The following is a 25,548-nucleotide window of genomic DNA, read 5'->3' as shown; positions in this document are numbered from 1 at the left end:
TGCGCCATGAATACTTCTCAGACGATATATGACCTGGTAGGTGAAGAGCAAATCCGCTTGCTCACGCACTATTTTTATCAGGAAGTTGCCAAAAACGAGGATTTGAAGAGACTTTATCCTGAGGATTTACTACCCGCAGAGGATCGCTTATTTCTGTTTTTACTTCAAGTCTTTGGGGGACCTGAAACCTATTCTGAGCAGAGAGGCCATCCCCGGTTGAGAATGCGTCATGCCAAATGGAAAATCGATGCGACCATGAGAGACCATTGGATGACTGCAATGCTAAGTGCCTTGGATAAGCTCAACTTGGAGCAGAATATCAAAGAAGCCATGTTGAGTTATTTTGTAAATGCAGCAAACCACATGATCAATCATGCGTGATCTTTTCGCAAGGCTGTATTCTATATACGCTGGGATAATCTTTGCGCTAAGTTTTCTACTGATCTTTCCATTCATTCTGGTTTGCATCTGGGTTCCAGGCTGGAAAAAATATGGTCGAAAAATCAATCGCTACTGGGCAAGGGCTTATTTCATTTGCATTTTCCTTCCAGTCAAGATTGAGAAAAGTGAGAAAATCCAAAAGGACAAAGCCTACATATTTCTTGCAAATCATTTCAGCTACTTGGATATAGCTATGATGGGCTTTATACCTGGAGATGTTCTTTTCGTAGGAAAAGCTTCCATTCGTAAAGCGCCTCTATTTGGATATTATTTCAAAAACCTCCATATCGCTGTTGATAGAGAGCGCCTAAAAAGCCGTGCGGAAACGATGAAACGTACAGATCAGGCCCTTCAATCAGGCAGCTCTGTGATCATTTTTCCCGAAGGTGGAATTTACACCAAGAATCCTCCAGAGATGATTACATTTAAAAATGGAGCTTTCCGGATGGCCATGGAGAAACAAATCCCGATCATCCCTGTCACTTTATCCTATAATCATCTAATTTTACCCGATGACGGGAAATTGCTGCTGTACTGGAGATCTGCAAAAATGGTCCTTCACGAGCCGTTATCCCCTGATAATTTTGAATCTGAAAAAGCGTTGAAAGACAAGTGCTTTCATGTGATTCAAAGTCAACTCAACCTAGACAACTCAAAATCATGAAATCGAGCATGACAATAATCTCCCAGCGAGAGAAAAAATCTTAACATGCGAGATTACATCTGATCATTGAAAATAAAAAAACACAGATGAAAATAGACACCAACTCAATTAAGAAAATCGCTCACCTTGCTCGATTGGAATTTGATGAAGGAAGCGCTGAAAAAATGTCTAAGGACATGAGCCAAATCCTCGATTGGGTAGAGAAATTGAATGAAATTGATACAGAAAATGTAGAACCACTGACCACCATGTCCTCAGAAGTAAATGATATGCGCGAGGATAAAGTAGGTCATCAGCTGGATCATGAAGCCGGACTGAAAAACGCACCAAAAAGAGATGCTGACTACTTCCGTGTACCGAAAGTAATGGAGTAACATACTTGACAACCACATTGAATACCTCAACAATTTATAAAACCCTAGCCCTCCTATTCATAAGTACAGGAGGGCTTTTTGCACTGTATTACCTCATATTCGATCCGCAGCCTTACCTCAATATTCAGGCTGGTGCATTTCTGGATACTGTCCCTATTCCTTTTGACTGGGTACAGATAGGACCTATTTCATTTCCAATTCAGGTAGACAATTACTTGGTATTCCAAGAGTTCAAGACCTTAGCTCCAGCATTCCATGTGACAGAATCCTTGATTTATGCAGGGATAGTATGGCTGGCTGTAGTTTCTGTTTTGACATTAGTCACTGAATTTAAAAAGGCCTATTTCATTCTGGGAGGAATTATTTGGATTGTCCTTCTTACCTTCAGCAATTTCAATGGATTAAATATCGGAGGACAAAATGCCAATTACCCGCTTATCATTCTTCTAGCAGGGACACTACTTCCTTTGATTTATTTTCATCTATGGGGACAAAAAATACACTTGGCCATCAAGTGGCTAATAATTTTTGTTGGGACATTTTCAGCTCTTGCTGTCCTTATCACCCAAAGTCCGATTTCAAATCCGGGAATGTATGTTTCAGAGCACAGTTTAACGATCGGGTTTGGTCTTGCACTTGCATGGGTATTTTGGAACGGACATGGCATACTTTCAGGAATTTACATCCTGCTTGCACGGGCAAACCGCAATCTCAATTTGAATATAACTGTCCAAATTAGTCTCATTGCGTTACTCTATTTAGGCACACTTTTCATAATACTTCTAAACCTACAAGGAGAAGTTCACCTATCTATTCCTGCATTTTCCCCATTATATTTACTCTTGCCTTTAGGGGTTTTTGGTTGGATTTCTATCGGTGAAAAGGTGAGCCAAAGCGATGAGTTGATTTCGACTCCTGCTGTTATTAAAGCATTACATTTAATTGGATTAGGAATTACGCTTTGGTTAGTCTGGAAATTAAAACTATCAGGAAATCAACCTGCAGAAGAGCTTTTCAAACACTTATTTGTTTACACGCAGCTTGGTTTCTCATTTTTCTTTTTCATATACCTACTGGCAAACTTCATGTCTGTCATGAATTCTGGAAAAGCGATTGACAAAATCCTATACAAACCTTATTCCCTGGTCTATTACCACATTAGGATTGGCGGATTAATAGTAATTCTAGTGCTCATTACCTATACAGGAGGGATAGTTGGCGTGCAGGCAAATGCCATGTCTAGCAATATTCTAGCGGATTACTATTATCAAGTAGACAAGAAACTGGAAGCTAGTATTTTATATGAAAATGCATGGATGCGTTATCGTAAAAACCCTAAAGCTAAATTTCTAACTGCACATTTGCTATTGGAACTGAAGCAACCGACTTTAGCTAGACAACATTTGGAAGAAAGTTTTACAGAATCACCCCAAATCGATAATATCATACTTTTAAGTGATCGCTTACACCAAGAAAACAAGGTATTTGAGGCTATCTATTACTTGGAAAAGGGGCTCACAATTTTCCCTAATGAGCCGCACCTAAGTAACAACTTAAGTTTACTCTACACTAAAGTCAATAAAACATCTGAAGCTCTGGAATTAATGACTAATTCAGAAAGTGCTGATCCAGTAGTCAGGTCAAATCTAACAGCATTAAAAACCAAACTTGGTCAGCCTGAAGTTAGCCTTACCCGCAATTCAGATCTCATTTCTCAGATAAATGAATTAGCAGCTTCAAATGCTTTGGCTAATATTCCATCTGAGGAGTTATTGGAATCCTTAAAGGAAGAACTTCAGCGTGAGACTTCTCCAATGCTAATCAATGCAGGCTGGAGAAATCTGATGTCTGAAATCAATAGAAATAATCCAAGTGAAGACCTGCATATACTCGATAGTATAGGCCAAAAACCGGAAATGCTAGCTTACCTGATGCCCATGCAAGAAACTGCGGTAATTAGGAGCTTGGCAGCAGGAAGAGTTACAGAGGCAGTAAAAAACCTAAATGGATTAGCATTCCGAAACCCCAAAGATGCAGCTTATTACCTACAACTTTCCGGTACTATTTTAGCTCAAAATCTGGATTTTCAAAAAGCAGCGATAGAATTTATCGCAGCTGAGGAAAAAGGATTCCAAGGATTTGACACCCATCACTGGAGTATTTTTGGTTTGGCAGGAATGCCGGAAAAAGCAGTGGAAATCCGGGAAAAATATCAGGTACTCTACCCAACCTATCTGACAGACGAAGGGCCTATCGTGCCGGAGTATCTAAATATGATCAGCAGATTTCACGAGAGTTCTGCCCAAAATCTATTGTCTCAATGGCGTACAGCTGAGGAGTCTGCGCTGAAAACGGACATAGCAATCCGCATTATAGTCCACAAAGCACATGGTTTGAGTCAGGATGATTTGAAAGAATTGGAAAAATATATTTCCGGAAAAATCGAGGCTAATGATGACCTGAAAACTTTTGTCGATAATCCGGATCTCACTGATGAAGCTTCAGTAGTGGCTTTTATCTCCTGGATAAATTCTGGAGAGGAACCAACAGCCAACCCATACCTTAGCCCATTGATTATTAGTGAATTACATAAGGTAACAGATCCTTTGGATCAATATGAAATCCTAAATTCAGCGACCGAATTCAATCATGACCCTATACTTTGGTTTAACAAAATCAAAGCTGCCAGAGAAAGTGGATTGGACAATTATGCCGATGAATCCCTGGAAATACTGAAGCAATGGGTCAGCGAAGAGGAACTTGTACGCCTACAAAACTTGAACTATTGAATCCTATTAACGTTTTTTGTGAGGGAGGAAATTAACTTCCCAATCCAAACAGGTAACTTTAGCAAAACCCCAGCCATGAAGAAAATTATTGAAACCCACGAAATAAATAAAACATATAAGATGGGTGCTGAAATTATTCAAGCCCTAAAGTCTGTCTCCATTTCTGTGAACAAAGGAGAATATGTTGCTTTCATGGGACCTTCAGGATCGGGTAAATCCACATTGATGAATATCATAGGTTGCTTGGATACGCCTACTTCGGGAACTTATATTTTGAATGACAAAGACGTCTCAGACATGACTGAGAACGAACTGGCTGAAATTCGGAATAAGGAAATCGGATTTGTCTTCCAGACATTCAACCTTCTACCTAGAGCAAGCTGTCTTGAAAATGTGGCACTCCCATTGGTATATGCAGGCATGAGCAAGTCAGATCGGGAAGACATTGCATTTCAGGCACTCACCAACGTGGGACTTGGGGACAGGACCAAGCACCGCCCGAATGAGCTTTCCGGTGGTCAAAGACAGCGTGTTGCAATAGCTAGAGCGCTAGTTAATAATCCAAGTATCATTCTTGCCGATGAGCCTACAGGAAACTTGGACTCCAAAACTTCATATGATATCATGGAGCTTTTTCATGAGTTGCACTCGAAAGGGAACACCATCATCATGGTAACTCACGAAGATGACATCGCTCATTATGCTCATAGAATCGTAAGATTACGTGATGGATTGGTAGAAACGGACACAATAAACCCGAATCCTACCCGCGGAATTGCAATGCACGCCTAATCACACCTTATAATTTCAAATAGATTCTTATTTTTGTCCAAAGAGAATCAGGGCAAAAAGATGAAAATCTATACGAAGACAGGAGACGAAGGACAAACCTCACTTTTAGGTGGAACGAGAGTTCCAAAATTCGATGTTAGAATTGATGCTTATGGCACAGTGGACGAACTCAATTCGTACATTGGGATGCTTGGTGATCAGGAAGTAAACTGGATGAGAGCAGAGATACTGAAAGAAATCCAGGATAGACTATTCACCATAGGAGCAGATCTGGCTACAGATCCAGCCAAGCAAAACGTCAAAAAGCCTGATTTGCTAAAATCAGATATTGAAATGCTGGAAAAGCAAATCGATGAGATGGAAAAAGCACTTCCCCCACTTACCTCCTTTATTCTCCCTGGAGGACATACTTCAGTTTCTTTTGGACATCTGGCCAGAACTGTCTGCAGAAGAACTGAACGGATAGTGACAGAGCTTGCCGCAATGGAACCCGTCTCCGAATTAATCATTCAATACCTGAACAGACTTTCTGATTACCTTTTTGTGCTTTGCAGAAAAATGGCACAGGAACTCAACGTAAATGAAGTAATCTGGAATCCCAGAAATAAATAATTAGCTACCTTGGCTCAGCCAGTTTAAAGGCAAAACAAATGAAGACACAACTTGCCCTACCGATAACTAAAGTTCAGAACTCTAGATTGCCGGAAACAGATTTTTCCAACTTGGTATTTGGACGCACCATCAGCGACCACATGTTTGTGGCGGATTATAAAAACGGCGAATGGACTGACCTAAGGATAGAACCTTATGGCCCACTCAGCATCAATCCTGCCAATGCAACCCTTCACTATGGCCAATCTATTTTTGAAGGAATGAAAGCATATAGAAATGATGAGGGTAAAATCCTGGTCTTTCGTGCAAATGCAAACTGGAAAAGGCTGAATGAATCAGCCGACCGTATGTGCATGCCTGAACTTCCTGAAGAGATCTTTATGGAAGGACTAGCTCAGTTGGTTGATTTAGACAGAGATTGGGTACCTAAAGCAAAAGGTGCGTCACTTTATGTGAGACCTTTTATGTTTGCTACGGATGACTACATCGGGGTAAAGCCATCCGACACCTATAAGTTTATCATACTCACTTGTCCGGTGGGCAACTACTATAGCAAGCCAGTAAGTGTAAAAGTAGAAACTACCTTCACCCGAGCTACAGAAGGAGGAACTGGTGCAGCCAAAACTGCCGGCAATTATGCAGCTTCCCTTTATCCTGCCCGCCAAGCTCAAAAGGCAGGATATGATCAGCTTCTTTGGACAGATGGTAAATCCCATAGCAAAATCGAGGAAAGCGGTACGATGAACATCATGTTTAAAATCAATGGGACTTTAATCACTGCACCTACCAATACAGGAACAATTTTGAAAGGAATCACCAGAGATTCCGTTATACAATTGGCAAAAGATTGGAATGAGCCACTAGAAGAAAGGTTTCTGACAGTTTCAGAATTAGAAACTGCACTTCAAAATGGAACTATCGAGGAGGCTTTCGGAACAGGAACAGCAGCTACCATTGCACATGTTCAACGTATCAACGTAAATGGCAAAGATTACCTCCTTCCAAACAAATCCGATGATGCTTTCTCACATAGAGTTCTTGCAGAATTAGATGGAATCAAATATGGCAGCATAGCAGATACTCATGATTGGATAATTTCGATTTAATTTCTGCTTCAAAAGCTAGCAAAAAAGGCTGTCTATTAAAGTAGACAGCCTTTTTTTCATTCAGTAGGAACAGGATTTTGGACCTTGAGAATCTTAAGTTTCTTTAGTCCACCTGGCAACACCCATTCGATCTCCATTCCTTCTTGAAAGCCTATTAGCGCCACACCCAAAGGAGAAAGTATAGACAGTCTTTTCTCTGCCAAGTTCCCCAACTTTGGAAGGACCAATTGAAAATTCAACAGTTTGCCGGATGCTACATCCTTTACTTCAAAATAAGAATTGAGACGAATGACTTGAGGTTCTAACTTGGGATCAGGAATTTTCTTAGCTAGCTCAATTTCTTTTGCAAGCAGTGAAATCTCTTTTGTTATAAGATGATGAGGAGTATTTAGGATTAATTCTTTAATCGTATTATAGTCGGATTTTGTGAGTATTGGCTTCATTTGTTTTAGAATAAAAATGTGATGTCTTGATAAAGAGGTGAGTACTTACGCTATGCAAGAGAAATAAGCTAGGCTGCTCTGGAAAATTGCCCTGCTTACGTAATCCTAATAATCACTGAGGGCTAAGAAATAAAGGCTTTATTCTTTTGACAAATCGCACAATTATCCTGTTTGGCAACTACGGCTGCAAAAGAATTAGATAAAAAGATAATTGTAGTGTAAAACATTGCTTTACTAAAGAGTTGTCTGTTTATGCTCTTTTGAGAAGATTGAACAGAAGATTGAACAATCACGAAATCGTATTTACGTATCAATGCCTACAAGGTTTACTTTTGCCAAATTGAAAAAAGACAGGTGGGTCTGACAAACCACGGCTGTTGAGCTGGTCGACATTAAGCCTCTTAATCAAATCAAGTTAACAAATGCAGGAAAATCTACTATTCGGCAAAGATTTAACAGTTTAACTAAAGAAAAATTTCAAAATTGTTTTTACTTAGTATGTATATCCGCCTTTTTACCAGAATGGTGGTAAAAGCAATGTAAGATATGTTAACCTTAAGAATTGTAGCCACTTCAGCCTGTCCCGCCAATGCGGGAGTTTTCAGTCTCCCTGTAGCTATCGAGAGGTCTATCAACTTGATAAGCAAAGAATCTAAAGTGACTGGCATCATAGCGTATAATCATCTTATTTAGTATTATGAAAAGACTTTTAGTTCTTTTGATCATTTTTACAGCCTCGCTTTCCACATTTGCGCAAGGAACAGATTTCATTCTTCTCAAAAGAGGCACAAAACAAAAATCTCAGATCAGATATTATCCTGGAGAATCAATTACATATAAGAGTAAGAAAATAGATTACTTCGTAACAGATGTAATTCAAAGTATCGATCAAAACTTCATATATCTCTCTGAAAACATCCTCTCTCCTGAGTCGATCACTGAGCTGGATATTCGTGATAAAGATCGCCGAAATGGCACCTTAAGAGCTATCAATGTGCTAATTGCAGGAGCTGGGATCATCTTGCTAGGAGCCGAGTCTATCAATAGCATTTACCACGAACAGGAATTCTCTATAAGTAAAGGTGTTGGTCTCACTTCTGGGATTTTACTAGGAACAGGACTTGCCATGCTACCTTTGCGATACAAAACATTCAAAAACACTGGCCGAAATAAGATTCAGTTGATCCAAATGAGGATGGATTAATAGAAGTTTACTGGTATAAACAGATATTTTTTCGGACTTTTGCACCCTAAATTTTAACCTAGACAGATGACTTCAGAACAACTGAAAGACTTGAAAGCCCGCACATCGGCTTTGAGGAGGTATCTTTGACTACGATCGTAAGATTGCCGAAATAGAAGACCTAGAGGCCGTATCGGCCCAGCCTGATTTTTGGAATAACCCAGAAGAGGCAGAAAAAAGCATGAAGCAGATTCAGGCACGTAAAGCTTGGACCAGTTCATTCGAATCTCTCAATAAAACCATAGAGGATCTCGACGTTTTATTTGAATTCTACAGCGCAGATGAAGTTTCTGAAGAAGAAATGAAAGCTGAGTACGTAAAAGCTGAGGCTGCCGTACAAGAGCTGGAACTCAAAAAAATGCTCTCTTCGGAAGAGGATCAGCTGAACGCAGTGCTAGAAATCAATCCGGGAGCCGGAGGAACAGAGAGTAATGACTGGGCTTCGATCCTCATGAGAATGTACATCATGTGGGGTGAGAAAAACGGTTACAAAGTGAAGGAAGTGGATATGCAGCCCGGTGAAGTAGCCGGTATCAAATCTTGTACTCTGGAGTTTGAAGGTCCGCTCGCTTATGGATTCTTGAAATCTGAGACAGGTGTTCACCGACTAGTGCGAATCTCACCTTTTGACTCTGGCGGAAGAAGGCATACCTCTTTTGCTTCGGTGTATGCCTATCCGGAAGTGGATGATTCCATAGAAATCGAAATCAATCCTGCCGACGTGGAGTTGCATACCTCACGATCAGGTGGAGCTGGTGGACAAAACGTGAACAAGGTAGAAACCAAAGTTCAGTTGACACACAAGCCAACAGGAATCGTGGTGGTGTGTCAGATCGAGCGTTCCCAACTTGCTAATAGGGAGAAAGCAATGCAAATGCTGAAATCCCGCTTGTTCCAGCTGGAATTGGAGAAGAGAAATGCGGAAATCGCAAAGATCGAATCATCTAAGATGCGGGTAGATTTTGGATCACAGATCCGTAACTATGTGCTTCATCCGTATAAGCTGGTAAAAGACAACCGAACTGGATTTGAAACCTCAGACACCCAGCATGTGCTGGACGGAGGATTAAATGAGTTTATGAAAGCTTTCCTCCTAGCGCAGAGCGAAGAGCAAGCAAGTAAAGAGTAATATTTAGGCCAGGCATTAATCCTGGCCTTTTTTCTATTATAGTTTTTATGAAAACAAGCTCTTCATTTTTCTCCCTAGATTTTTCTCTCCTTTGCCTGAGCTCGTTCTTGTTTTTCTCATCCTTCAATATGATTATTCCTGAGCTGCCTGCGTATTTAACATCGCTTGGAGGTGAAGATTACAAAGGATTTATCATTGCTTTATTTACACTTTCAGCAGGTCTTTCCAGACCTTTCAGTGGAAAGCTCGCAGATAAAATCGGAAGAATACCGGTAATGATGATCGGAGCAAGCGTCTGCTTTGTGGTTGGAATGCTATATCCCCTTCTCAGCTTTGTAGGAGGATTCTTATTTCTACGATTTGCACATGGATTCTCTACAGGCTTTACTCCTACTGGAGCTTCGGCTTATGTAGCAGACATCGTCCCCTACCAAAAACGTGGTGAAGCAATGGGTCTGTTTTCCCTTTTCGGATCTATGGGAATGGCAGCTGGACCAGCAATCGGCGGTTGGCTGGCCACATTATTCCCTTTAGAAACAGTCTTCTATGTTTCTGCCTTTACGGCTATATTTTCCATTTTGATTCTACTCAAACTCAAAGAAACACTACCAAACAAAGAGCGGATTTCTTTGAACATGTTCAAATTAAAGAAGGATGAAATCATAGAAAAAAGAGTGCTTGTGCCTTCAGGAATTCTCTTTCTCTGCGCTTTTTCCTTTGGTGTAGTTCTTACGATCATTCCGGATTTTTCCACTCACCTAGGTATAGAGAACAAAGGGCTTTTCTTTGGGGTATTCACTCTTTCATCACTTGGAATCAGATTGTTGGCAGGAAAAACCTCAGATCGATACGGAAGAGTGCCAGTTATGCGAGCTGCGAGCGCGACATTGGTATGCGCTATGATTTTGATAGGCCTTGCAGAAAGCAAGATTGCTTTAATGGGATCAGGGATACTTTTTGGATGTGCTGTGGGCATGTATAGCCCAACGACTGCAGCATGGGTGGTAGATTTATCACTGGAGCAATTCAGGGGAAGAGCCTTAGCGACTATGTATATTGCTCTTGAGGCCGGTATTGGCATTGGTGCTCTGGTATCAGGCTTTCTCTTTGCAAATAGCGCAGACAACTTCCAATTGGTTTTTCTAAGCAGTGCTGGAATTGCAGGATTGGCGTTTGTGGGGCTGCTTTTTGTGAGAAATAAACAGGGCGTAGCGTTGGAAGAATATATGTAGGTATTTCCCGCAGATAAACGCCGATAAAACCGCAGATTTTACGCAGATCTTAAAGGTTTTACTTAAAAATCAGCGATAATCTGCGCGCTAAAAATCAGCGATAATCTGCGGGAAAATTCCTGGAAACTCATGGAAAACTCAATTCCCCAAGTAACCTTTTGCTCTAGGAATAGCGAAAATCTCCTTTTGGCGTCCATTGTAATATGTCACTTTTTTCCCATCAAATAGAGCTCCCTCTTCAAGCATGATTCTCACATCTTTATTCCATTCGGGCACAAAAACTACAGCATTCAATTCAATAGCATAGCCGGTATTTGCATGAAGCGGAAAGTCACCTGCACCAGGAGTGTCACCTTGATTATCCCACATGCCTATAGTAGGGCCAGCAGAGTGCCCATAAAAACCTAATGGGTGGGTATAGATGCTTCCTCGAATCCCTTCTGCATCCAATACTTTTCGGGAAGCACGAAGAATTTCATTCCCAGTTTTACCAGCCACATAATTGGATGTCAAAATATCCTGAACTCTATTTCCCTGGGCAAAAGCTTTGCTAAGATATGCCGGAACCTCAGTCTCGCCAGCTTTCAGCACATAAGCCATTTCCTGAGTATCAGTATTTAATCTGAGATAAGTAATTCCAAAATCCACATGTAGTAAATCCCCTGGTAAAATCACTGACTCAGGAGACTTGGTCGCAAAGTTTCTGTTTTGCTCATTGTTTGCAGGATCCGCACGCTGAATGTCCACAGATGGATGAAACCAAGTGTCCAGCTTCATTTCTTTAATTTTCTCCCTATACCACCACACCACATCTTCGGTGGTTGTCACACCGGGAGTAATCACGGCCTCAGACAATCCTTCACTCACGATGGAATGAGCGATTTCTTGAATATGCTTGTATGTAGCCATCTCAGGCTCAGTTCTAGTTTCCAACCAGCGAACAGCTAGTGTCTGAGCAGAGACAACATTTGTCTGAAGATTTTGAGGCAAATATTCCAAAAACACCTGATGCTCATTTGTAGTCAACCCGTCTGCATGCCCATAATCTTTAGCGTAATTCAAGCCTATTTTCTTAGGATTTTTGGAAGAAATCAACTCCATTAAAGCCTTCCACTGATCCGGTTGAGTCTCTGGATCCCAAGCTCTTTTGAAAGATTTTCCTACATCGTATCGAGCAACAGCATACGTTTCCACTGGAGCATTAGCGGAAGGCTGATACATTACTAGGATTGTCCTCCTGCGTGCTGCATGCCAAGTGGCAGGAAGCATAGTTCGGATCACTGGATCTTCATTGTATTCCCGGGAGATCACCACCCACATATCTATGCCAGTCTCAGTCATTAATTCCGGGAGAAGATTCTCAATTCGGTATTCCAACCAACGATCTATTACCTCAGCTTGATCACGCTGGGAAAGCACGGCAAGGTTTTGTGCGAAAGCACAATTAGAAAGAATTAGTAGAGAAAAGGCAAAGAGTAGCTTTTTAGTCATATCAGATTGGATTTATCCTGAAGATAAAACAAAAAGTATAATTAGGAAGAACGATACTGTTCGAAAACGCCTAGGCTATGACAACCGGTTTATTTGCGGCAATCATACGATTACTTAGTTTATGAAAACGGTAAAAGAGTACCACAGCAGTTACAGACAGACCTATTAACAAGCCATACCAAATCCCTTTTTCGGCAAAGCCAAGTTCAAACGCCAAAAAATAACCTAATGGAAGTCCAATAACCCAATATGCTACTAAGGTGATCAATGTAGGGAACCTCACATCTTCAAGCCCTCTCAATACGCCCAAACCTGCCACTTGCACGCCGTCAGAAAGCTGGAATAATCCCGCAATGATCAGTAATGATGCCGACAAAGCAACAACCTCCTCGTTATCGATGTAAAGGGTGGGAAGATAGAATCTCATTAGGATAAAGATCAATCCGGTGATCGACATAAATACCAAAACCATCCCAAAAACCACCATTCCTGCTTCCCGCATTCCTCTAAAATTATTTCGACCAATTTGATTGCTAACACGAATCATACCTGCTGTACTCAGACCCGAAACCATCATATAGCTGACAGAAGCGAGATTGATGGCAATCTGATGTGCCGCAAGTGCATTGACACCTATCCAGCCCATCATGATGGCTGCTGCACTGAATGCACTTACTTCGAATATGTATTGAAATCCTGTTGGCACTCCTATTTTCAATATTCTGTTGAGGAGTAAAAACCTAAGTTTACCTATACCTAGTTTTAGGTTAAATACGCTGTATCTCTTCGCACGCATGACATACCAACCCATCATAAGTGGCATCAATACTCTGGAGATCAACGTTGCCAATCCAGCTCCATTTAGCCCCATTTCAGGAGCTCCAAGATTCCCGTAAATAAATACCCAATTCAGAAATACGTTAACCAGATTACAAAAAATGGTCACATACATCGCTTGTTTAGTCTGGGAAAGTCCTTCTGCTAACTGCTTAAACGATTGAAAGATCATGAAAGGCAGAAGAGATGCTGTGATAATAAAAAGATAAGGTATGGTGAGTGTTACCACTTCCTCGGGCTGATCAAGAAAGTGTAGTCCTTGGGAAAGCCCTAGTACCACAACCGTCAAAAGAATAGCGGTAGCAATATTAATCCATAAACCATGCTGAAAAAGATGCCCGATTCGCTTGAATTTCCCTTTGCCTTCCGCTACTGACACCAAAGGAGTAATGCCCATCGAAATTCCCATTCCAAACATGAGAATTACAAAAAATATACTATTACCCAAGGAGGCTGCAGCTAGCGGTACCGCCCCCATTCGGCCAACCATCATACTATCGGCTACTCCTACCAGCACCTGACCCAGCTGGCTCAACACCACTGGAAAAGCCAAGGTAAACGTAGTCTTAAAATGATCCTTGATCGTCATATTACAAATTTAGCATTCTTGCTACTTTGAGGACTGCAGCTATACTGATTCCATCTGTGATTTCGCCATTCATTACCATCTCCACCACTTGAGTGAAAGGCAATTTCTTTATTTTGAGAATCTCGGTTTCCTCAAATTCAGTTTCTCCTTGAGTAAGCTCTTGTGCCAAATAAACAAAACCCACTTCGTCAGTTACCGAGTTGGAAGTATGGATTTTCATAATCTCGGTCCATTTCTCAGCTGTTAATCCTGTTTCTTCCTTCAATTCCCTCTTTGCACTCTCTAGTTTATCTTCTTCCAAAGGTCCCCCACCCATAGGTATTTCCCATGCATATTCATTCAAGGTGTATCGGTATTGGCCGATGAGCCAGGTATTTCCTTCGGTATCAATAGGAATAATGCCCATTGCTCTATTCTTGAAATGAACCTTACCATATATCCCCTCTTTTCCAGCAGGATTTATGATATCATGATGCTCTACCTTAATCCAGGGATTTTCATAAATCGGATTAATCTTTTTTGTTTTCCAGGGATTTTGTTCCATTTGTTCAAAAAAAAAGGGTGACTTACGCCACCCTTTAGCTAGTAGTAAAGGCTGATTAAGCCGGAATTGGCATTACTTTAGAATCTTTGAAAGTAGACAAAATTACCATGGATTGCATGGAATCTACTTCTTTGATCTCTGACACTTTCTCAAGCATCAAATTCTGGTATGAGGTAATATCCTTTGCTATAATCTTAAGAATAAAATCTCCAGTACCGGTGATGTGGTGACACTCTATCACTTCTGGGATGATGTTAATCTCCTTCATGAAAGCTTCAATATTCCCTTTATTGTGACCTATCAAGCTCACTAATACAAAAGTACTTACACCCAAGCCGATCTTCTCAGGATCTAGCTTTGCATGATAACTCTTTATGATTCCAGACTGCTCCAACTTCTTCACTCGCTCCAAGGTAGGAGCCGGAGAAAGCCCAATATCTTTTGACAATTGAGCATTCGTGATTTTGGCATTAGCCTGTAAGATTTCCAGAATCTTCCTGTCGATTTTATCGAATTTTATTCTTAAGCTATGATCCATGATCTCTTGCATTTACAAAATTTTATATCGCACAAAGTTAATATAATTGATGATTGTTTTAAACCATTCATCAGAATTTTAAAGAGGAAAATCAAAATTTTCTTAAGATTTAAGGGCCAATACACAAACAATCCTTTCAAAATCCCTTGCCTCCTTTAAAAAATTCAAATTATCTCCTGTTATTTTTTGTAAAAACGATAGCTAGTGAATTAAAGTTTATTCTTTTTGATAAAATCTCGGGCCTCTTGATGAGCGGGGTGTTTTCGCTTAGCATACTTCTTTACCTTTTTGAAATATTCTTTTGCGAGAGTCTTGTTTTGCTCCTTAGTTGCAATCTTACCAAGTTGTAGCAATGCATGTAAATAATAACCGCTTTCCTGGGATTCAGATTCTTCTCCGTAGCTGAGTGTTTTCAGGTAATACTTCTTTGCTTCAGCGGTATTACCCATCCGCTCATTGAATTGGGCAATATAAAATGCTGCATACCTTCCACTATTCGATTCATAACCCGTTTGCTTGGCATCAATTCTATCCAGTATTTCTTTGGATTGCTGCACGGATTCTGCCCATCTTCCTACTGCATAAAGATGGCGTGCATAAGAACGATGGAAATACGGGTTGTCAGGAAATTTAGTATGTAAATAATCTGTAATTTGTAATGCTTTAAATGGCTCTTTTTCCTCTGAAGCATATAGCCTAAATAAAAAATACTGTGCTTCAATTCTGGTGTAAAAGGCATTATTGGCGACCTCCTCCAATTGTTGTAAACCTAGCTCTTTGTTTCCCTTTGGGAAAAGCGCCATTACAGGCCTCATCAGCGGATAATTTTCCGGTATCCATTCAGAGAAATAATTGAAAAGCGCATCTCCTAAAAGCAATTCAGGATTGAACTCTTCCTCACCTCTACTTAACTCCATGTATTTTAATGCATTCTTTCCAGCCCAAGCTGCCTTTGTCCAGCTTTTTCTCTCAGAATAAAGCCGTCCCTTAAATCCATATCCAGCTGCTAGAAAGAAAGCTGCCTCCTTATTAGTTTCATCCTCATCAAACATGGCTTGAGCCTTATTAATGGATCTATCCAGATATTTAAGTAAGATGGCATCGTATTTTTCGTTCGTCACATCTACTTCGATCCTCCACCAATATCCCAAAGCGACTAAAAATTCTGGTAAAGGATGATTGGGGTATTGAATGGCTAGCACAGCGTAATCTCTTTCTGCTGTCGCAAAATCAAAATTATACATGCTATTAATAGCCTTGGTAATTCTAAACTGCAGCCCTTTGTCCAAAAGCAAATACTTAGAAGGCGCAAAGAACATTGAATCTGCCTCAACCTGCTGCGCCTGAGCTATGCCAAGTCCGGCAAACCAAATGCTGAGAATCATTACGATTCGTGTTGACATATATTTATTCTTTTTTAAAACTCAAAATTAGGGGTATTCCCAAACAAAATTTTAGATTTGGCCAAGATTCATCACAATTATGGCTAAAACTTTAACTCCAGAGGGACAACGTCTGAAAGAACTAATTGATTTCGACAAACGGGTTTATTTTTTTGTACTGGTGTTTTTGTTTCTGCTGATTAGGTATCTCACAAATACGCTAATTCTGGAAGCCATACCTGATTATGATAATCTGGAAGCCAGAGGTGACTTCATGATATTTCATGTTTTCAATGCCTTAAACTACCTATGGACTCCTTTTGCATTACTGTGGAAATTCACAATAATATCTTTCCTCTTTTGGCTTGGTGCCTTCTTAATAGGCTATAAAGTTCCCTATAAGGAACTCTGGCAGTTTGCACTTATTGCCGAAGTGGTTTTTATTTTCCCAGAGCTGATTAGGCTGCTGGTATACATTTCTCCGCAAACGGGTGTCACTTACTTAGAAATTGATGAATTCAGAGCACTTTCTATGCTGTCATTGATTGGTCCTGAAAATGTAGCTGGTCAATATCACTATGCTTTAGCTACACTCAATATCTTCGAAATCATATACGGAATTGTTTGGCTCTACGGTTTTCATATGATTAGCAGGCGGCCTTTTGGGGAGTGCAGTATTGTAGTATTGATTAGTTATTACCTTCCCCTAGCTATTTGGTTAGTATGGTATATTATGGTTTACAGGAGTTAACCTATCAAACCAAAAAAGGGCCAGAGATGATCTGGCCCTTTTTTGGTTTGATTGTTTTTGATTAGAAACCTAACCCTAACGCCATTGAAGTAGGCGTAAAATTAAGGTCTGAAATTTTTGAAGCTGCACCTGACATCAGATTTACAGAGTAAACTCCAGAGGCAGACCCTACAGTAAATACTCCATAAGCCATATCTGAAGTTCCACCTATATCAAATCCATTATCATCTATCAAATCTATTCCCAATGATCCGATTGCTACGAGCACTCCATCATTTGGAGGAGACACTTGATATAACATATCATTTTGGGCATCTACTACGTAAAGGGCTGTAGAAGTAGTTCCTGCAAAGCTTTTGGTATATGCAGCTGCACTCGCCATGGGCGTACCTGGGTTAAGACTTCCGTCCACTGCTACTACTGTCCCCAAATCTGGATGTAATCTAAGGTTTTGTCCTGTCTCGGTGATCAGGCGGATTCTATCCACTGTTGGATTAAAATCAAATCCAATAAAGGATCCCATCGCTGCTGGCATGAGCTGACTACCGATCGCAGTAACTGCCCCACTCGAAGGGTTGACACTATATAACTGACTCATATTAGATATGGCAAGTAACTGACCATTCACAGGACGGAAATCAAGTCCAACAATCATCTCTCCTGCTTTCAATCCCATCATGTCCACTGAAATCGGACTTGGATTTGTAGGGTCAAATCGGTAAAGTTTATTAGCTGAGTCGGTTGCATAGGCAATCGGGTTAGTTTTGAAAGCAATACTTACCACTGGTTGAGTAAAAGTTCCTATCCACATAGCTTTTCCAGTGGAAAGGTCAATTGTGTATAGTCTTGATTCATCATCCTTTCTATTTACTGCCAAAGCCACAGAGTTATCAGGATTCAAATCCATATCACCTACTCCTTCAAAGTCCACACCTAGTTCACCTACTTCCTCCAATCCACCATCATTTGGAGGAACTTGCTTATAAAGTTTGTCCTGCTCAAAGTCAATATCGAATAAGGTGGTCATGGTAGTCCCTGAAAAACTATTCGAGTACGCTACAGCGCCGATTCTAGGATTCATACCTCCATTAATAGAGCCATCCGTAGCGACAACAGTGCCCAATTCTGGATGTAGACGTAAATTCTGTCCAGATTCGGTGACCAATCTTATTCTATCCACTGTAGGGTTAAAGTCTAACGAAGGATTCGCCCCCTGAACTGAAGGGGTAAATGCACCAGTTCCCAGGGCAGTAGCTGCACCTGAGTTTTCATTGATATGATAGATACGACTCATGGAGCTGAGTGCATAAAGCTGACCGGTCGCTGGACGGTAATCAATTGATACAATCATTTCACCGGAACCTAATCCCGTAATAGCCAAAGAACTAGAAGGGGCGGAAAGATTTTGAGCATTGTACACCAAAATCATATTATCCGAAGTCAATGCCGTAAAACTTACTTCCGGGGCAGTGCCTGGCATCTCAACGACGGGATCCATATCATCGTCATTATCATCACATGAGGTAAAAGCCAGAGAAAAAATCATACTGGCCAGTAATACGGGGAAAATGTTTCTTTTTTTCATTAGTTGATTAGTTAGTTTCATTCATTTACGAAACCAACCAACCAACTGGATTTTACAACTAGAAAAGAAAACTTACAGCTACCTTAAATTCGATCTTTATTTCCCGCTTTTGAAATGGAATTCACTACCTCACATTGACATGAGTTCTTTGGTGATGATATAAATCCCCATTACAAGCACAAACCAACCAAACCCTTTTTTGAGTGCCTTTTCATTAATCCTTTTGGATAAGGAACTACCTATGAAAATCCCAATAATTGATAAGCCTGTAAAAATCAAAAGCATTTTCCAATCTATTGTTTGATTAGAAACATCTCCTAAAAATCCTATTAAAGATTTTGCGGCAATTATCAAGAGTGAAGTACCAACAGCCATTTTCATAGGAAGCTTTGCCAAAAGAACCAGAGCAGGAATGATCAAAAATCCGCCCCCGGCACCCACTATACCTGTAATCAATCCTACTACAATTCCCTCAACTGCAATCAATGGTATATTAAATTTAATTTCGCTTTCTTCCTCATTTGTTGTATTACCATTTCCTTTGATCATAGAATAAGAAGCTGCAAGCATGATCAGGGCAAAGAAGACCATGATTCCAATACTTTTGGTAATCTCCATTCCTGCTAAGTCAAATAAAGGGTCCGGTAAAGCTGGGACAATGAATTTTCGAGTTAAGAAAACTGCAATAAATGAGGGTATAGCAAAAACTAAAGCAGTCTTGTAATTAACTAGCTGTTTTTTCATATAAGTAAATGACCCAACCAGTGAAGTACTTCCTACTACAAAAAGCGAATATGCAGTGGCTAAAACAGGGTCAATCCCCAAGATATAGACAAGTACAGGCACAGTCAATATAGACCCCCCTCCTCCAATTAGCCCCAAACTTACACCTATAACAACCGCCGCTGCATAACCAACTAAAACGATGATTTCCATAATGATTTTCTAAGATTTGATAGCACAAAAGTACCCGTGATCCCCAGAAGAAGAAGTGACAATTGTTACACTGACTTTAGAAAAGGCAAAAAACTTTGATATCCTGAGTAAGAATAATTCCAATAGCTCTAGTTGCAAAAAAAATCTGATTTCATCTGCCGTATAACTCATTTATTCCTCCACATTTGCTTAAATTATTGTTAAAAACTGAATCGCCATGAAAATAATTCTCCCGATTGATTTTTCAGAAAATTCAATTAATGCATTAGACTTTGCAATCGCACTTGCAGGGAAAAAAGATGGCGAAATAATACTCGTACATGTCATAGAAGCAGTTTTCGACTTTGCTTCCCAAGCCTCTGTTGCCATGGAAAGCATGCATCGAGATGCCCAAGCTTTGATGCAGAATACTTTAGAAAAATATAAAGTAACCAACCTGATTTTTCAAACTATTATCAAAGAAGGAACTGCTTCAATATCAATAGCCAGAATAGCAAGAGAATTAGATGCTACATTGGTGGTAATGGGAACTCAAGGTGCCAGTGGAATTAAACTTGCCCTTATTGGAAGTACTACAGTCAACCTGATCAAAGAATCATCAGTACCCGTATTAGTTGTGCCTGCAGAATCAATTGCAGCAGATATTCGAAAGGTAGCTTTGGCCTTAGAATTTGCTAGTCATGAGGAAAAATTCATAGGCTGGGTTATAGACATGAGTAGAAGATGGGACCGAGGAATAGAATTCGTTCATGTACAAACTTCCAATGATTTTGAAGAGGATCCCGGGATAAAAAATTTAGAAGATTTAATTGTCAAACAATATCCAGGTTTACCTCTTAAAATCCATACTTTTTATGCAAGAACACCCATTGAAGGATTAGATCAATTTTTGGAAGAAAACGAAAATGTAATCCTCGTAATGTGCCACCAGCACAAAAATCTATGGGAGCAAGTCTTGAGCAGAAGCCAAACTATTCAAATGGTTTTCCATTCAAAAGTCCCACTTTTAGTAATGACCTGATCACTTGCTGATCAACTCCTCGAAATCATCTCGAATGTAAATTACATTTCTACCCAACTCTATCCATTTTTTTTTCTCCAATTGCTTTAACAACCTAGAAACGACTTCCCTCGAAGTAGTAAGCTCATTTGCAATCTCCTGATGGGTAGTATGCAGTTCATTGGTTTTAAGTTGCTTCATTTTTTTCACGATATATCCCATCAATCGCTCATCCATTCGTTTGAATGCAACCGCATCTAAAGCAACTAGCATTTCTTGAAAACGATTTTGGTAAGTATTGGACACAAAATCTTTCCATTGCTTGAAATCATTCGAGAACTGATCAATAATGGCAATAGGTATGGCAATAATTGTAGCATCTTCCTCAACTACGGCTTTGATCTCACTTGCTTTTGAAGCAGAACAGCAGGTCAAGGATAACGCGCAAGTCTCACCAGCATCTAAAAAATACAGGAACAACTCTCTTCCCTCATCATCCATTCTTGAAATTTTTATAGAGCCATCCAATACTATTGGTACCATTTTCATGAATTGTCCAGGCTCCATAATTACTTTTCCTGCCTTCAACTCCATTATCTGACCCTTTTCCAATAGTTGGGCTATTAATGCTGGATCAGTAAAATTAGGTAGTGCTTCTTTCAGTTCTTCAGTAGTCATATCGTAATTAAAAGTTGGCGAAATTATAAATCTCCGCTTCTGAGCTAAGTGATAAATATCACGTTTTCTCAATCAATATAGTTCAAAAAAAATACCTCCCAATTGACTTGAGAGGTATTTCCACTAAATGCTTCACCATTAGTTATTCACAGGTTGGGCAACAAACAAATGGAACCCTAGTGAGTGGAGATGTTCGCAAAATCCTAAAATGTCCCAAACCTCTACTCAATGGCCTCATTTCCTCTGGAGTATTAGTAGGAGGTATTTTATCCTTGTCAACGTTCTCTAAAATTTTCTCCATCAGCGGACTCTCCCTGACTTGTTGAAATTGTTCGAAGTGATCAAATATATTAGTAATGTTACCAAAAACCTCCACCACTAAGACACTGAGTGGGCTATCCTCGGGTAAACCAAACATTTTTAATCTACTTGCAATTTCTTCAGATGAAAACTTAGCTGTACCGACAGGATGAAGTTCCTTTAAATTTGCAACCAAATGTCCTTTGAGAATTAGGGAATCATTTTGAACAAAAGAAGACTTAACCTTAGTAGGAACCTTATTTGGCGCTGAAGCTATTTTCTCCAAATCTTTAAATTGTTCATACTCTTTTTTATCATCAACAATTTTTATCCCGATCTGCATTTCCTTTTCCCCCAATAATATATTCCTGAAGTCAAGTCCGTCGGCTTGAAAAACTTGAGCATATAACACTGCCCACAAGCTCGTTCTAGGTGGTTTGGAAGTAACGTTTTTACCATTCATTACCGCCTTTGCAAAAGGAGAAGTAACATACATTTGTTGCTTTCCTCTATTCAAGGTACATAATAAATTAGGAGCAGGATGCTGAATTCCTGTTACTCGAAGTGCTCTACCGAACCTAGCTTGAGCAGTCGACCAAAGGTTATCTTTCACACCGTCAAAATGAGCATGCCCTACTCTAAATTCATAAGTAAAAAACCCAAAAAGCTCTGGGCTCTCTGCATGCATACCAGGTGGAAGCGGTAAAATAAAATGTCGATCACTATCCAATGATTTAGTCATTTGCTGCATGGCTCCTATTGCTGCCATATCATCGCTCTGGCCAGGAGTGATTATTCTTGTCAGTTCGGGATCGAGATTCAATGGGCTTTCTTCTGGTGCTATCAATTGTTCTGGAGCATTATTTGAAATCAACTGATCAGGAGCATTTGCCAACATCCTACAAAAATATAAGTCATCAGGATTCTCCACCGGCTCTTCAAATTCAATCCATAAATGCCTCCTTCGCACCTCTGTGGAACTATAATCATCAGATCGATCATAGGGCGAAAAGGCCAACCCTACACTTTTCATTTTAGGCATTTGCGATGGCGCAATCACTGTTGGCAAAGTTAATTCTTCAAATTCCTTTACAGGGGTTGGTACGTGATTAGGCTTGAATTTTGGTGTTAGCTTATAATTAACCCAGATTTCATCCGGAAATCGAAGTTCAATCCCATCTCTTTTAAGATCATTTTTGGGTTCTATTGCATCTATAAAAACAAGTCGAGTATATCCTCTGTTTATTTCCCCAAAACGATCTTCTTGAAGTGCTTCAAATGAAATAGTATGCTTAAGTTCTATTTCTCCAGCATTTTTAAGGTTTCTCCATTCACTCTCCAGGTCCCTTCTAAATTTGTACCTCTTACTGATTTGAAAAGCATCATTCTCCAAACAATCCCAAGTCCAGTCTCTTTCCATTTTACAACTTAATCCACCAAGCCAGTGAGATTGCAACTCTGCTTTAGATGCGAAGGTCACACTGCTCCCATCCGGAGCTAAAGAATGCTGAATTCGAGAGCTACAACCAAATGCTATCCTTTCTCCCTTTGGAGCCAGTAGAGTCATACCTTTGGCTTTACAGCCTAGGGCATCAGCCAACCTATTTACAATATCTGCCTCTCCAGTTTCTGTAACTCTTTTCAGCAGGTGTGAAAAAAGATTCTTTTTAATCGTCGGAACGCTTTCGGGACGAAGGAAAATGCCCTGCAATTCAGGCACATTCCCGTATGGAAATAATAATTGACTCTCTTGAGATGGCTCCTTGTAGAAGCTTAATTGGGTCACTTTCCCATACCTACTATCATTTTCTATATTGGTATCTATAGAGCCAAAATATTCATCTGGATCATCGTCACTGCTAGCTAAACCTCGTAGAGTTACTCTAATATTTCTGCCCGTAGGTAAGATCAACTGGTCCATTTCATCTAAATCCGAATTTTTTAGATTATCTATAAAAAATGGATTAGCCTCTTCTCCAAGATTTAAAACCGGGACATCGATGAATTCTATGGGGATATCTAATTTTTCATCAAATTCTGAGGGGAAAAAGCGTTTCGTTTGATATAATGTGATGTAGCTGTCAGAACCATTCTGACTTAGGATATTATCCATTCTAAGTGATTTCACCTCTACTCTAATATATACTTCATTAACATCAGGATCTGGTAATGCTGGTTTTATAACGTTATTGATAGCAGCCACATTCTTCAATTCTGCAATGGGGTCCCGTCCCACCTTCTGATATTTTTGAGTAAAAACTACCGCTGGATATTCCAATAATGGTCGATGTAAGGAAATCTTAGGATTAGCAGAAAAAGATGTTTCTGCAAGATCAGTAGAGTTGAAATATTCTCCCGTCTGATTAAGTAACTGACTGGGCATTTCAATCCTAAGCATACCAGGAATCACGTAACGCTTGAAGGCTACATTGGTCACAGGATTAGGCGCACTATTCAATGGCAGCTTATCCACTTTTGGCCCACCTCCGCTTATATCAGTTAAGCGAATTCTAAAGTCATAGCTTTGTCCATATCTAAGCACAGTATCAATTGGGGCCGGGATCAGCGTGGAATTAGGATCAACTTTCTTCACTTGGCTGCCTTTCAAAATAGCTCCATTTGCCTGATTATTTTTATAAATCAAAAGCGCGTCAAGATCTTCCGTAACCATGCTTTTGCCAATCCAATGTGCGTAATACATAGGCAACCAAAAATTGCTTGAATCCTTCCCTGTCAGCTTAGTAGGATAAACTTGATAAGGAAGTTCTGTTGTAGACGCAGCCAATTCCTTTCCCAAATTACTTTCGGGATTTATCTCAACTTCATTTAGACTTTCCCACATACTTCCTTCTTCCGCTTCTTTCACATCAATATGATAACCCATCACCCCCAAAGGAGCATCTAGTCTTAACCCTGAACCTATGGCTTGAATATCTGTGTTTTCTGTCAGCTGTCTGATGTACCACACTAATATCTGCTCATCATCCCATCCCAATCTAATACCTGCCTCGGTTTGAGGATGAAAACCATCTCTTTTTTCCTTAATAAGATTCCCACTTTTAGGTTGATTAGCATGGACTATTTTTGCAAAACCATCATCATATATTCGGGCCTCCTGAAAAACCTCATCCCAAGGTCCCAATGGAATTACTGGAGTTGGATCAGAATTTTTCTTATGAACTACAGGGAAAGTCACAGCCGCAAAAACTGGACGTTCGATGCCGGGTACCAAAGCTGGAATTCTGGCAGCGTATCGTTTTATTAATGGCCCTTCTGAGTGTTCCAAAAGTTGATCTTGAACTGAAGCATATGGATCATTTACTATATCCGCATAAATGAAGCCTCCATTTTCAAACCATGATTCCTCCAGAGGTATTGTTACCTTATACACCATCCCACAAGCTTCAGCCAATAAGGGTTGCTTAAGAATTTGGGCGAAAATCTTGCCCCAACTTATCTTATCTACGGGAGCAACAGGCTGAAGAGGAAGCTTATCCCTTACTGCACATTCATAGCTATCATCCGTGACAGCATTGGGATGCCGAGGTTGAGTAAAATTGAAGCTTTTCCTATAAGTTTCAGGCAGATATTTTTTAACGCTCTTGGCCACCTCTATCACTGGTGGAAGTTTATCGTTGGTATTTCCTATGGTTAGGTTAAAACTCTTGGATACTTTTTCCAGCAAACTTGCCTTTTTTGTAGCTTCTGTGACGGTGACTGGAACTAACACCGGCATTCGATCTGGATTTAATGGATTTGAAATTGGAAAATCATCAGTCCCTCTGACTATCCCCAGACTGAATTGAGGCTGAAAATCAGCAAATCCAGGAACGGAATTCGGGCTTGCCAGTCCGGTATTCCAATTAACAAACGGATCCGTATTAGTTGGCACTACTAAAATATTTACAGACAAATTCTTCCCATCAAAGTGCTGAGGAAGTGCCATTACTGAAAGAAGTTTTTTAAGTTCCATGATGAAAAAGGTCTATTTAAAAATAAATATTATGTATATCTGCTTGTCTACCTGTAAAGTGGGAAAAGCAAAGTAGGATATCTTAAACTTAAGAATTGAAGCCACTTCAGCCTGTTCCG

22 protein-coding genes are annotated in these 25,548 nt (G+C 40.0%); 12 read left to right on the top strand and 10 right to left on the bottom strand.

All coding sequences use genetic code 11. The features are described 5' to 3' along the window. Window positions 1-6: 6 nt before the first annotated feature. The 7 genes from QOL76_RS17940 (at window position 7) to QOL76_RS17910 (ending at window position 6,778) form a co-directional block, all read left to right on the top strand. A complete protein-coding gene (locus QOL76_RS17940; protein WP_283414340.1) occupies window positions 7-381 on the top strand; it encodes a globin domain-containing protein in 375 nt (124 codons plus the stop codon). Continuing rightward, on the top strand, window positions 374-1,105 hold the full coding sequence (locus QOL76_RS17935; protein WP_283414339.1) for a lysophospholipid acyltransferase family protein: 732 nt from the start codon (window positions 374-376) through the stop codon (window positions 1,103-1,105). The genes QOL76_RS17940 and QOL76_RS17935 overlap by 8 nt, the downstream gene beginning before the upstream one ends. 86 nt (window positions 1,106-1,191) lie before the next feature. Beyond that, window positions 1,192-1,479, top strand: coding sequence for an Asp-tRNA(Asn)/Glu-tRNA(Gln) amidotransferase subunit GatC (gatC, locus tag QOL76_RS17930; protein WP_283414338.1), 288 nt, complete (start codon window positions 1,192-1,194; stop codon window positions 1,477-1,479). 17 nt (window positions 1,480-1,496) lie between these two features. After that, window positions 1,497-4,268: a tetratricopeptide repeat protein gene (locus QOL76_RS17925; protein ID WP_283414337.1), complete on the top strand. Its 2,772-nt coding sequence runs from the start codon at window positions 1,497-1,499 to the stop codon at window positions 4,266-4,268. Window positions 4,269-4,343: 75 nt separating this feature from the next. Then, window positions 4,344-5,060, top strand: coding sequence for an ABC transporter ATP-binding protein (locus QOL76_RS17920; protein WP_283414336.1), 717 nt, complete (start codon window positions 4,344-4,346; stop codon window positions 5,058-5,060). Window positions 5,061-5,120: 60 nt separating this feature from the next. Next, complete coding sequence (locus tag QOL76_RS17915; RefSeq protein WP_283414335.1) at window positions 5,121-5,672, top strand: cob(I)yrinic acid a,c-diamide adenosyltransferase; 552 nt, start codon at window positions 5,121-5,123, stop codon at window positions 5,670-5,672. 38 nt (window positions 5,673-5,710) lie between these two features. Beyond that, the gene (locus QOL76_RS17910) at window positions 5,711-6,778 is read left to right on the top strand and encodes a branched-chain amino acid aminotransferase (protein ID WP_283414334.1); all 1,068 of its coding nucleotides are present in this window, start codon (window positions 5,711-5,713) and stop codon (window positions 6,776-6,778) included. A gap of 56 nt (window positions 6,779-6,834) precedes the next feature. On the opposite strand, the gene QOL76_RS17905 is transcribed toward QOL76_RS17910, so the two are convergent. Continuing rightward, window positions 6,835-7,221 carry a GreA/GreB family elongation factor gene (locus QOL76_RS17905; protein ID WP_283414333.1) on the bottom strand — a complete coding sequence of 129 codons (387 nt, stop codon included), beginning with the start codon at window positions 7,219-7,221 and terminating at the stop codon, window positions 6,835-6,837. A gap of 697 nt (window positions 7,222-7,918) precedes the next feature. On the opposite strand from QOL76_RS17905, the gene QOL76_RS17900 reads away from it, so the two are divergent. From QOL76_RS17900 to QOL76_RS17890, 3 genes are all read left to right on the top strand, one after another. Further along, complete coding sequence (locus QOL76_RS17900; RefSeq protein WP_283414332.1) at window positions 7,919-8,425, top strand: hypothetical protein; 507 nt, start codon at window positions 7,919-7,921, stop codon at window positions 8,423-8,425. A 66-nt stretch (window positions 8,426-8,491) separates the two neighbouring features. Next, a protein-coding gene (prfB, locus tag QOL76_RS17895) for a peptide chain release factor 2 (protein ID WP_283414331.1) occupies window positions 8,492-9,593 on the top strand; the annotation gives its coding sequence in 2 pieces (ribosomal slippage) (window positions 8,492-8,551 and window positions 8,553-9,593; 1,101 coding nt in all). A gap of 47 nt (window positions 9,594-9,640) precedes the next feature. Further along, window positions 9,641-10,825: an MFS transporter gene (locus QOL76_RS17890; RefSeq protein WP_283414330.1), complete on the top strand. Its 1,185-nt coding sequence runs from the start codon at window positions 9,641-9,643 to the stop codon at window positions 10,823-10,825. A 138-nt stretch (window positions 10,826-10,963) separates the two neighbouring features. Here QOL76_RS17890 and QOL76_RS17885 read toward each other — a convergent pair whose 3' ends face one another. From QOL76_RS17885 to QOL76_RS17865, 5 genes are all read right to left on the bottom strand, one after another. After that, complete coding sequence (locus QOL76_RS17885; RefSeq protein ID WP_283414329.1) at window positions 10,964-12,316, bottom strand: M24 family metallopeptidase; 1,353 nt, start codon at window positions 12,314-12,316, stop codon at window positions 10,964-10,966. A gap of 70 nt (window positions 12,317-12,386) precedes the next feature. After that, window positions 12,387-13,742 (bottom strand): MATE family efflux transporter, encoded by a 1,356-nt coding sequence (locus QOL76_RS17880; protein WP_283414328.1) that lies wholly within the window; start codon window positions 13,740-13,742, stop codon window positions 12,387-12,389. A gap of 1 nt (window position 13,743) precedes the next feature. Then, on the bottom strand, window positions 13,744-14,286 hold the full coding sequence (locus tag QOL76_RS17875) for an NUDIX domain-containing protein (protein WP_283414327.1): 543 nt from the start codon (window positions 14,284-14,286) through the stop codon (window positions 13,744-13,746). 55 nt (window positions 14,287-14,341) lie between these two features. Then, a complete protein-coding gene (locus QOL76_RS17870; protein WP_283414458.1) occupies window positions 14,342-14,824 on the bottom strand; it encodes an Lrp/AsnC family transcriptional regulator in 483 nt (160 codons plus the stop codon). 209 nt (window positions 14,825-15,033) lie between these two features. Then, entirely contained in the window at window positions 15,034-16,227 is a 1,194-nt protein-coding gene (locus QOL76_RS17865; protein WP_283414326.1) for a tol-pal system protein YbgF, read from the bottom strand. A 79-nt stretch (window positions 16,228-16,306) separates the two neighbouring features. On the opposite strand from QOL76_RS17865, the gene QOL76_RS17860 reads away from it, so the two are divergent. After that, complete coding sequence (locus tag QOL76_RS17860) at window positions 16,307-16,957, top strand: sulfate ABC transporter permease (RefSeq protein WP_283414325.1); 651 nt, start codon at window positions 16,307-16,309, stop codon at window positions 16,955-16,957. 61 nt (window positions 16,958-17,018) lie between these two features. Here the strand turns inward: QOL76_RS17860 and QOL76_RS17855 are convergent, their stop codons facing one another. Continuing rightward, window positions 17,019-18,542 (bottom strand): DUF4394 domain-containing protein, encoded by a 1,524-nt coding sequence (locus QOL76_RS17855; protein ID WP_283414324.1) that lies wholly within the window; start codon window positions 18,540-18,542, stop codon window positions 17,019-17,021. A gap of 129 nt (window positions 18,543-18,671) precedes the next feature. Beyond that, the gene (locus QOL76_RS17850) at window positions 18,672-19,478 is read right to left on the bottom strand and encodes a sulfite exporter TauE/SafE family protein (RefSeq protein ID WP_283414323.1); all 807 of its coding nucleotides are present in this window, start codon (window positions 19,476-19,478) and stop codon (window positions 18,672-18,674) included. Window positions 19,479-19,695: 217 nt separating this feature from the next. Here QOL76_RS17850 and QOL76_RS17845 point away from each other — a divergent pair, with 217 nt between their 5' ends. Then, window positions 19,696-20,499 carry a universal stress protein gene (locus QOL76_RS17845; RefSeq protein ID WP_283414322.1) on the top strand — a complete coding sequence of 268 codons (804 nt, stop codon included), beginning with the start codon at window positions 19,696-19,698 and terminating at the stop codon, window positions 20,497-20,499. Here QOL76_RS17845 and QOL76_RS17840 read toward each other — a convergent pair whose 3' ends face one another. Beyond that, window positions 20,500-21,156, bottom strand: coding sequence for a Crp/Fnr family transcriptional regulator (locus tag QOL76_RS17840; protein ID WP_283414321.1), 657 nt, complete (start codon window positions 21,154-21,156; stop codon window positions 20,500-20,502). A gap of 142 nt (window positions 21,157-21,298) precedes the next feature. Beyond that, the gene (locus tag QOL76_RS17835) at window positions 21,299-25,429 is read right to left on the bottom strand and encodes a hypothetical protein (protein ID WP_283414320.1); all 4,131 of its coding nucleotides are present in this window, start codon (window positions 25,427-25,429) and stop codon (window positions 21,299-21,301) included. Window positions 25,430-25,548 lie beyond the last annotated feature (119 nt).

Source organism: Algoriphagus winogradskyi, from assembly GCF_900182815.1.
Classification (GTDB): domain Bacteria; phylum Bacteroidota; class Bacteroidia; order Cytophagales; family Cyclobacteriaceae; genus Algoriphagus; species Algoriphagus winogradskyi.
Note: the sequence above shows the minus strand (reverse complement) of the source record. Positions and strands in the feature narration are given on the sequence as shown.

Coding starts and splice junctions, on each gene's coding strand:
- QOL76_RS17940 (WP_283414340.1), top strand. CDS start 7: ATGAATACTTCTCAGACGATATATGACCTGGTAGGTGAAGAGCAAATC.
- QOL76_RS17935 (WP_283414339.1), top strand. CDS start 374: ATGCGTGATCTTTTCGCAAGGCTGTATTCTATATACGCTGGGATAATC.
- gatC (WP_283414338.1), top strand. CDS start 1,192: ATGAAAATAGACACCAACTCAATTAAGAAAATCGCTCACCTTGCTCGA.
- QOL76_RS17920 (WP_283414336.1), top strand. CDS start 4,344: ATGAAGAAAATTATTGAAACCCACGAAATAAATAAAACATATAAGATG.
- QOL76_RS17915 (WP_283414335.1), top strand. CDS start 5,121: ATGAAAATCTATACGAAGACAGGAGACGAAGGACAAACCTCACTTTTA.
- QOL76_RS17910 (WP_283414334.1), top strand. CDS start 5,711: ATGAAGACACAACTTGCCCTACCGATAACTAAAGTTCAGAACTCTAGA.
- QOL76_RS17905 (WP_283414333.1), bottom strand. CDS start 7,221: ATGAAGCCAATACTCACAAAATCCGACTATAATACGATTAAAGAATTA.
- QOL76_RS17900 (WP_283414332.1), top strand. CDS start 7,919: ATGAAAAGACTTTTAGTTCTTTTGATCATTTTTACAGCCTCGCTTTCC.
- QOL76_RS17890 (WP_283414330.1), top strand. CDS start 9,641: ATGAAAACAAGCTCTTCATTTTTCTCCCTAGATTTTTCTCTCCTTTGC.
- QOL76_RS17885 (WP_283414329.1), bottom strand. CDS start 12,316: ATGACTAAAAAGCTACTCTTTGCCTTTTCTCTACTAATTCTTTCTAAT.
- QOL76_RS17880 (WP_283414328.1), bottom strand. CDS start 13,742: ATGACGATCAAGGATCATTTTAAGACTACGTTTACCTTGGCTTTTCCA.
- QOL76_RS17875 (WP_283414327.1), bottom strand. CDS start 14,286: ATGGAACAAAATCCCTGGAAAACAAAAAAGATTAATCCGATTTATGAA.
- QOL76_RS17870 (WP_283414458.1), bottom strand. CDS start 14,824: ATGGATCATAGCTTAAGAATAAAATTCGATAAAATCGACAGGAAGATT.
- QOL76_RS17865 (WP_283414326.1), bottom strand. CDS start 16,227: ATGTCAACACGAATCGTAATGATTCTCAGCATTTGGTTTGCCGGACTT.
- QOL76_RS17860 (WP_283414325.1), top strand. CDS start 16,307: ATGGCTAAAACTTTAACTCCAGAGGGACAACGTCTGAAAGAACTAATT.
- QOL76_RS17855 (WP_283414324.1), bottom strand. CDS start 18,542: ATGAAAAAAAGAAACATTTTCCCCGTATTACTGGCCAGTATGATTTTT.
- QOL76_RS17850 (WP_283414323.1), bottom strand. CDS start 19,478: ATGGAAATCATCGTTTTAGTTGGTTATGCAGCGGCGGTTGTTATAGGT.
- QOL76_RS17845 (WP_283414322.1), top strand. CDS start 19,696: ATGAAAATAATTCTCCCGATTGATTTTTCAGAAAATTCAATTAATGCA.
- QOL76_RS17840 (WP_283414321.1), bottom strand. CDS start 21,156: ATGACTACTGAAGAACTGAAAGAAGCACTACCTAATTTTACTGATCCA.
- QOL76_RS17835 (WP_283414320.1), bottom strand. CDS start 25,429: ATGGAACTTAAAAAACTTCTTTCAGTAATGGCACTTCCTCAGCACTTT.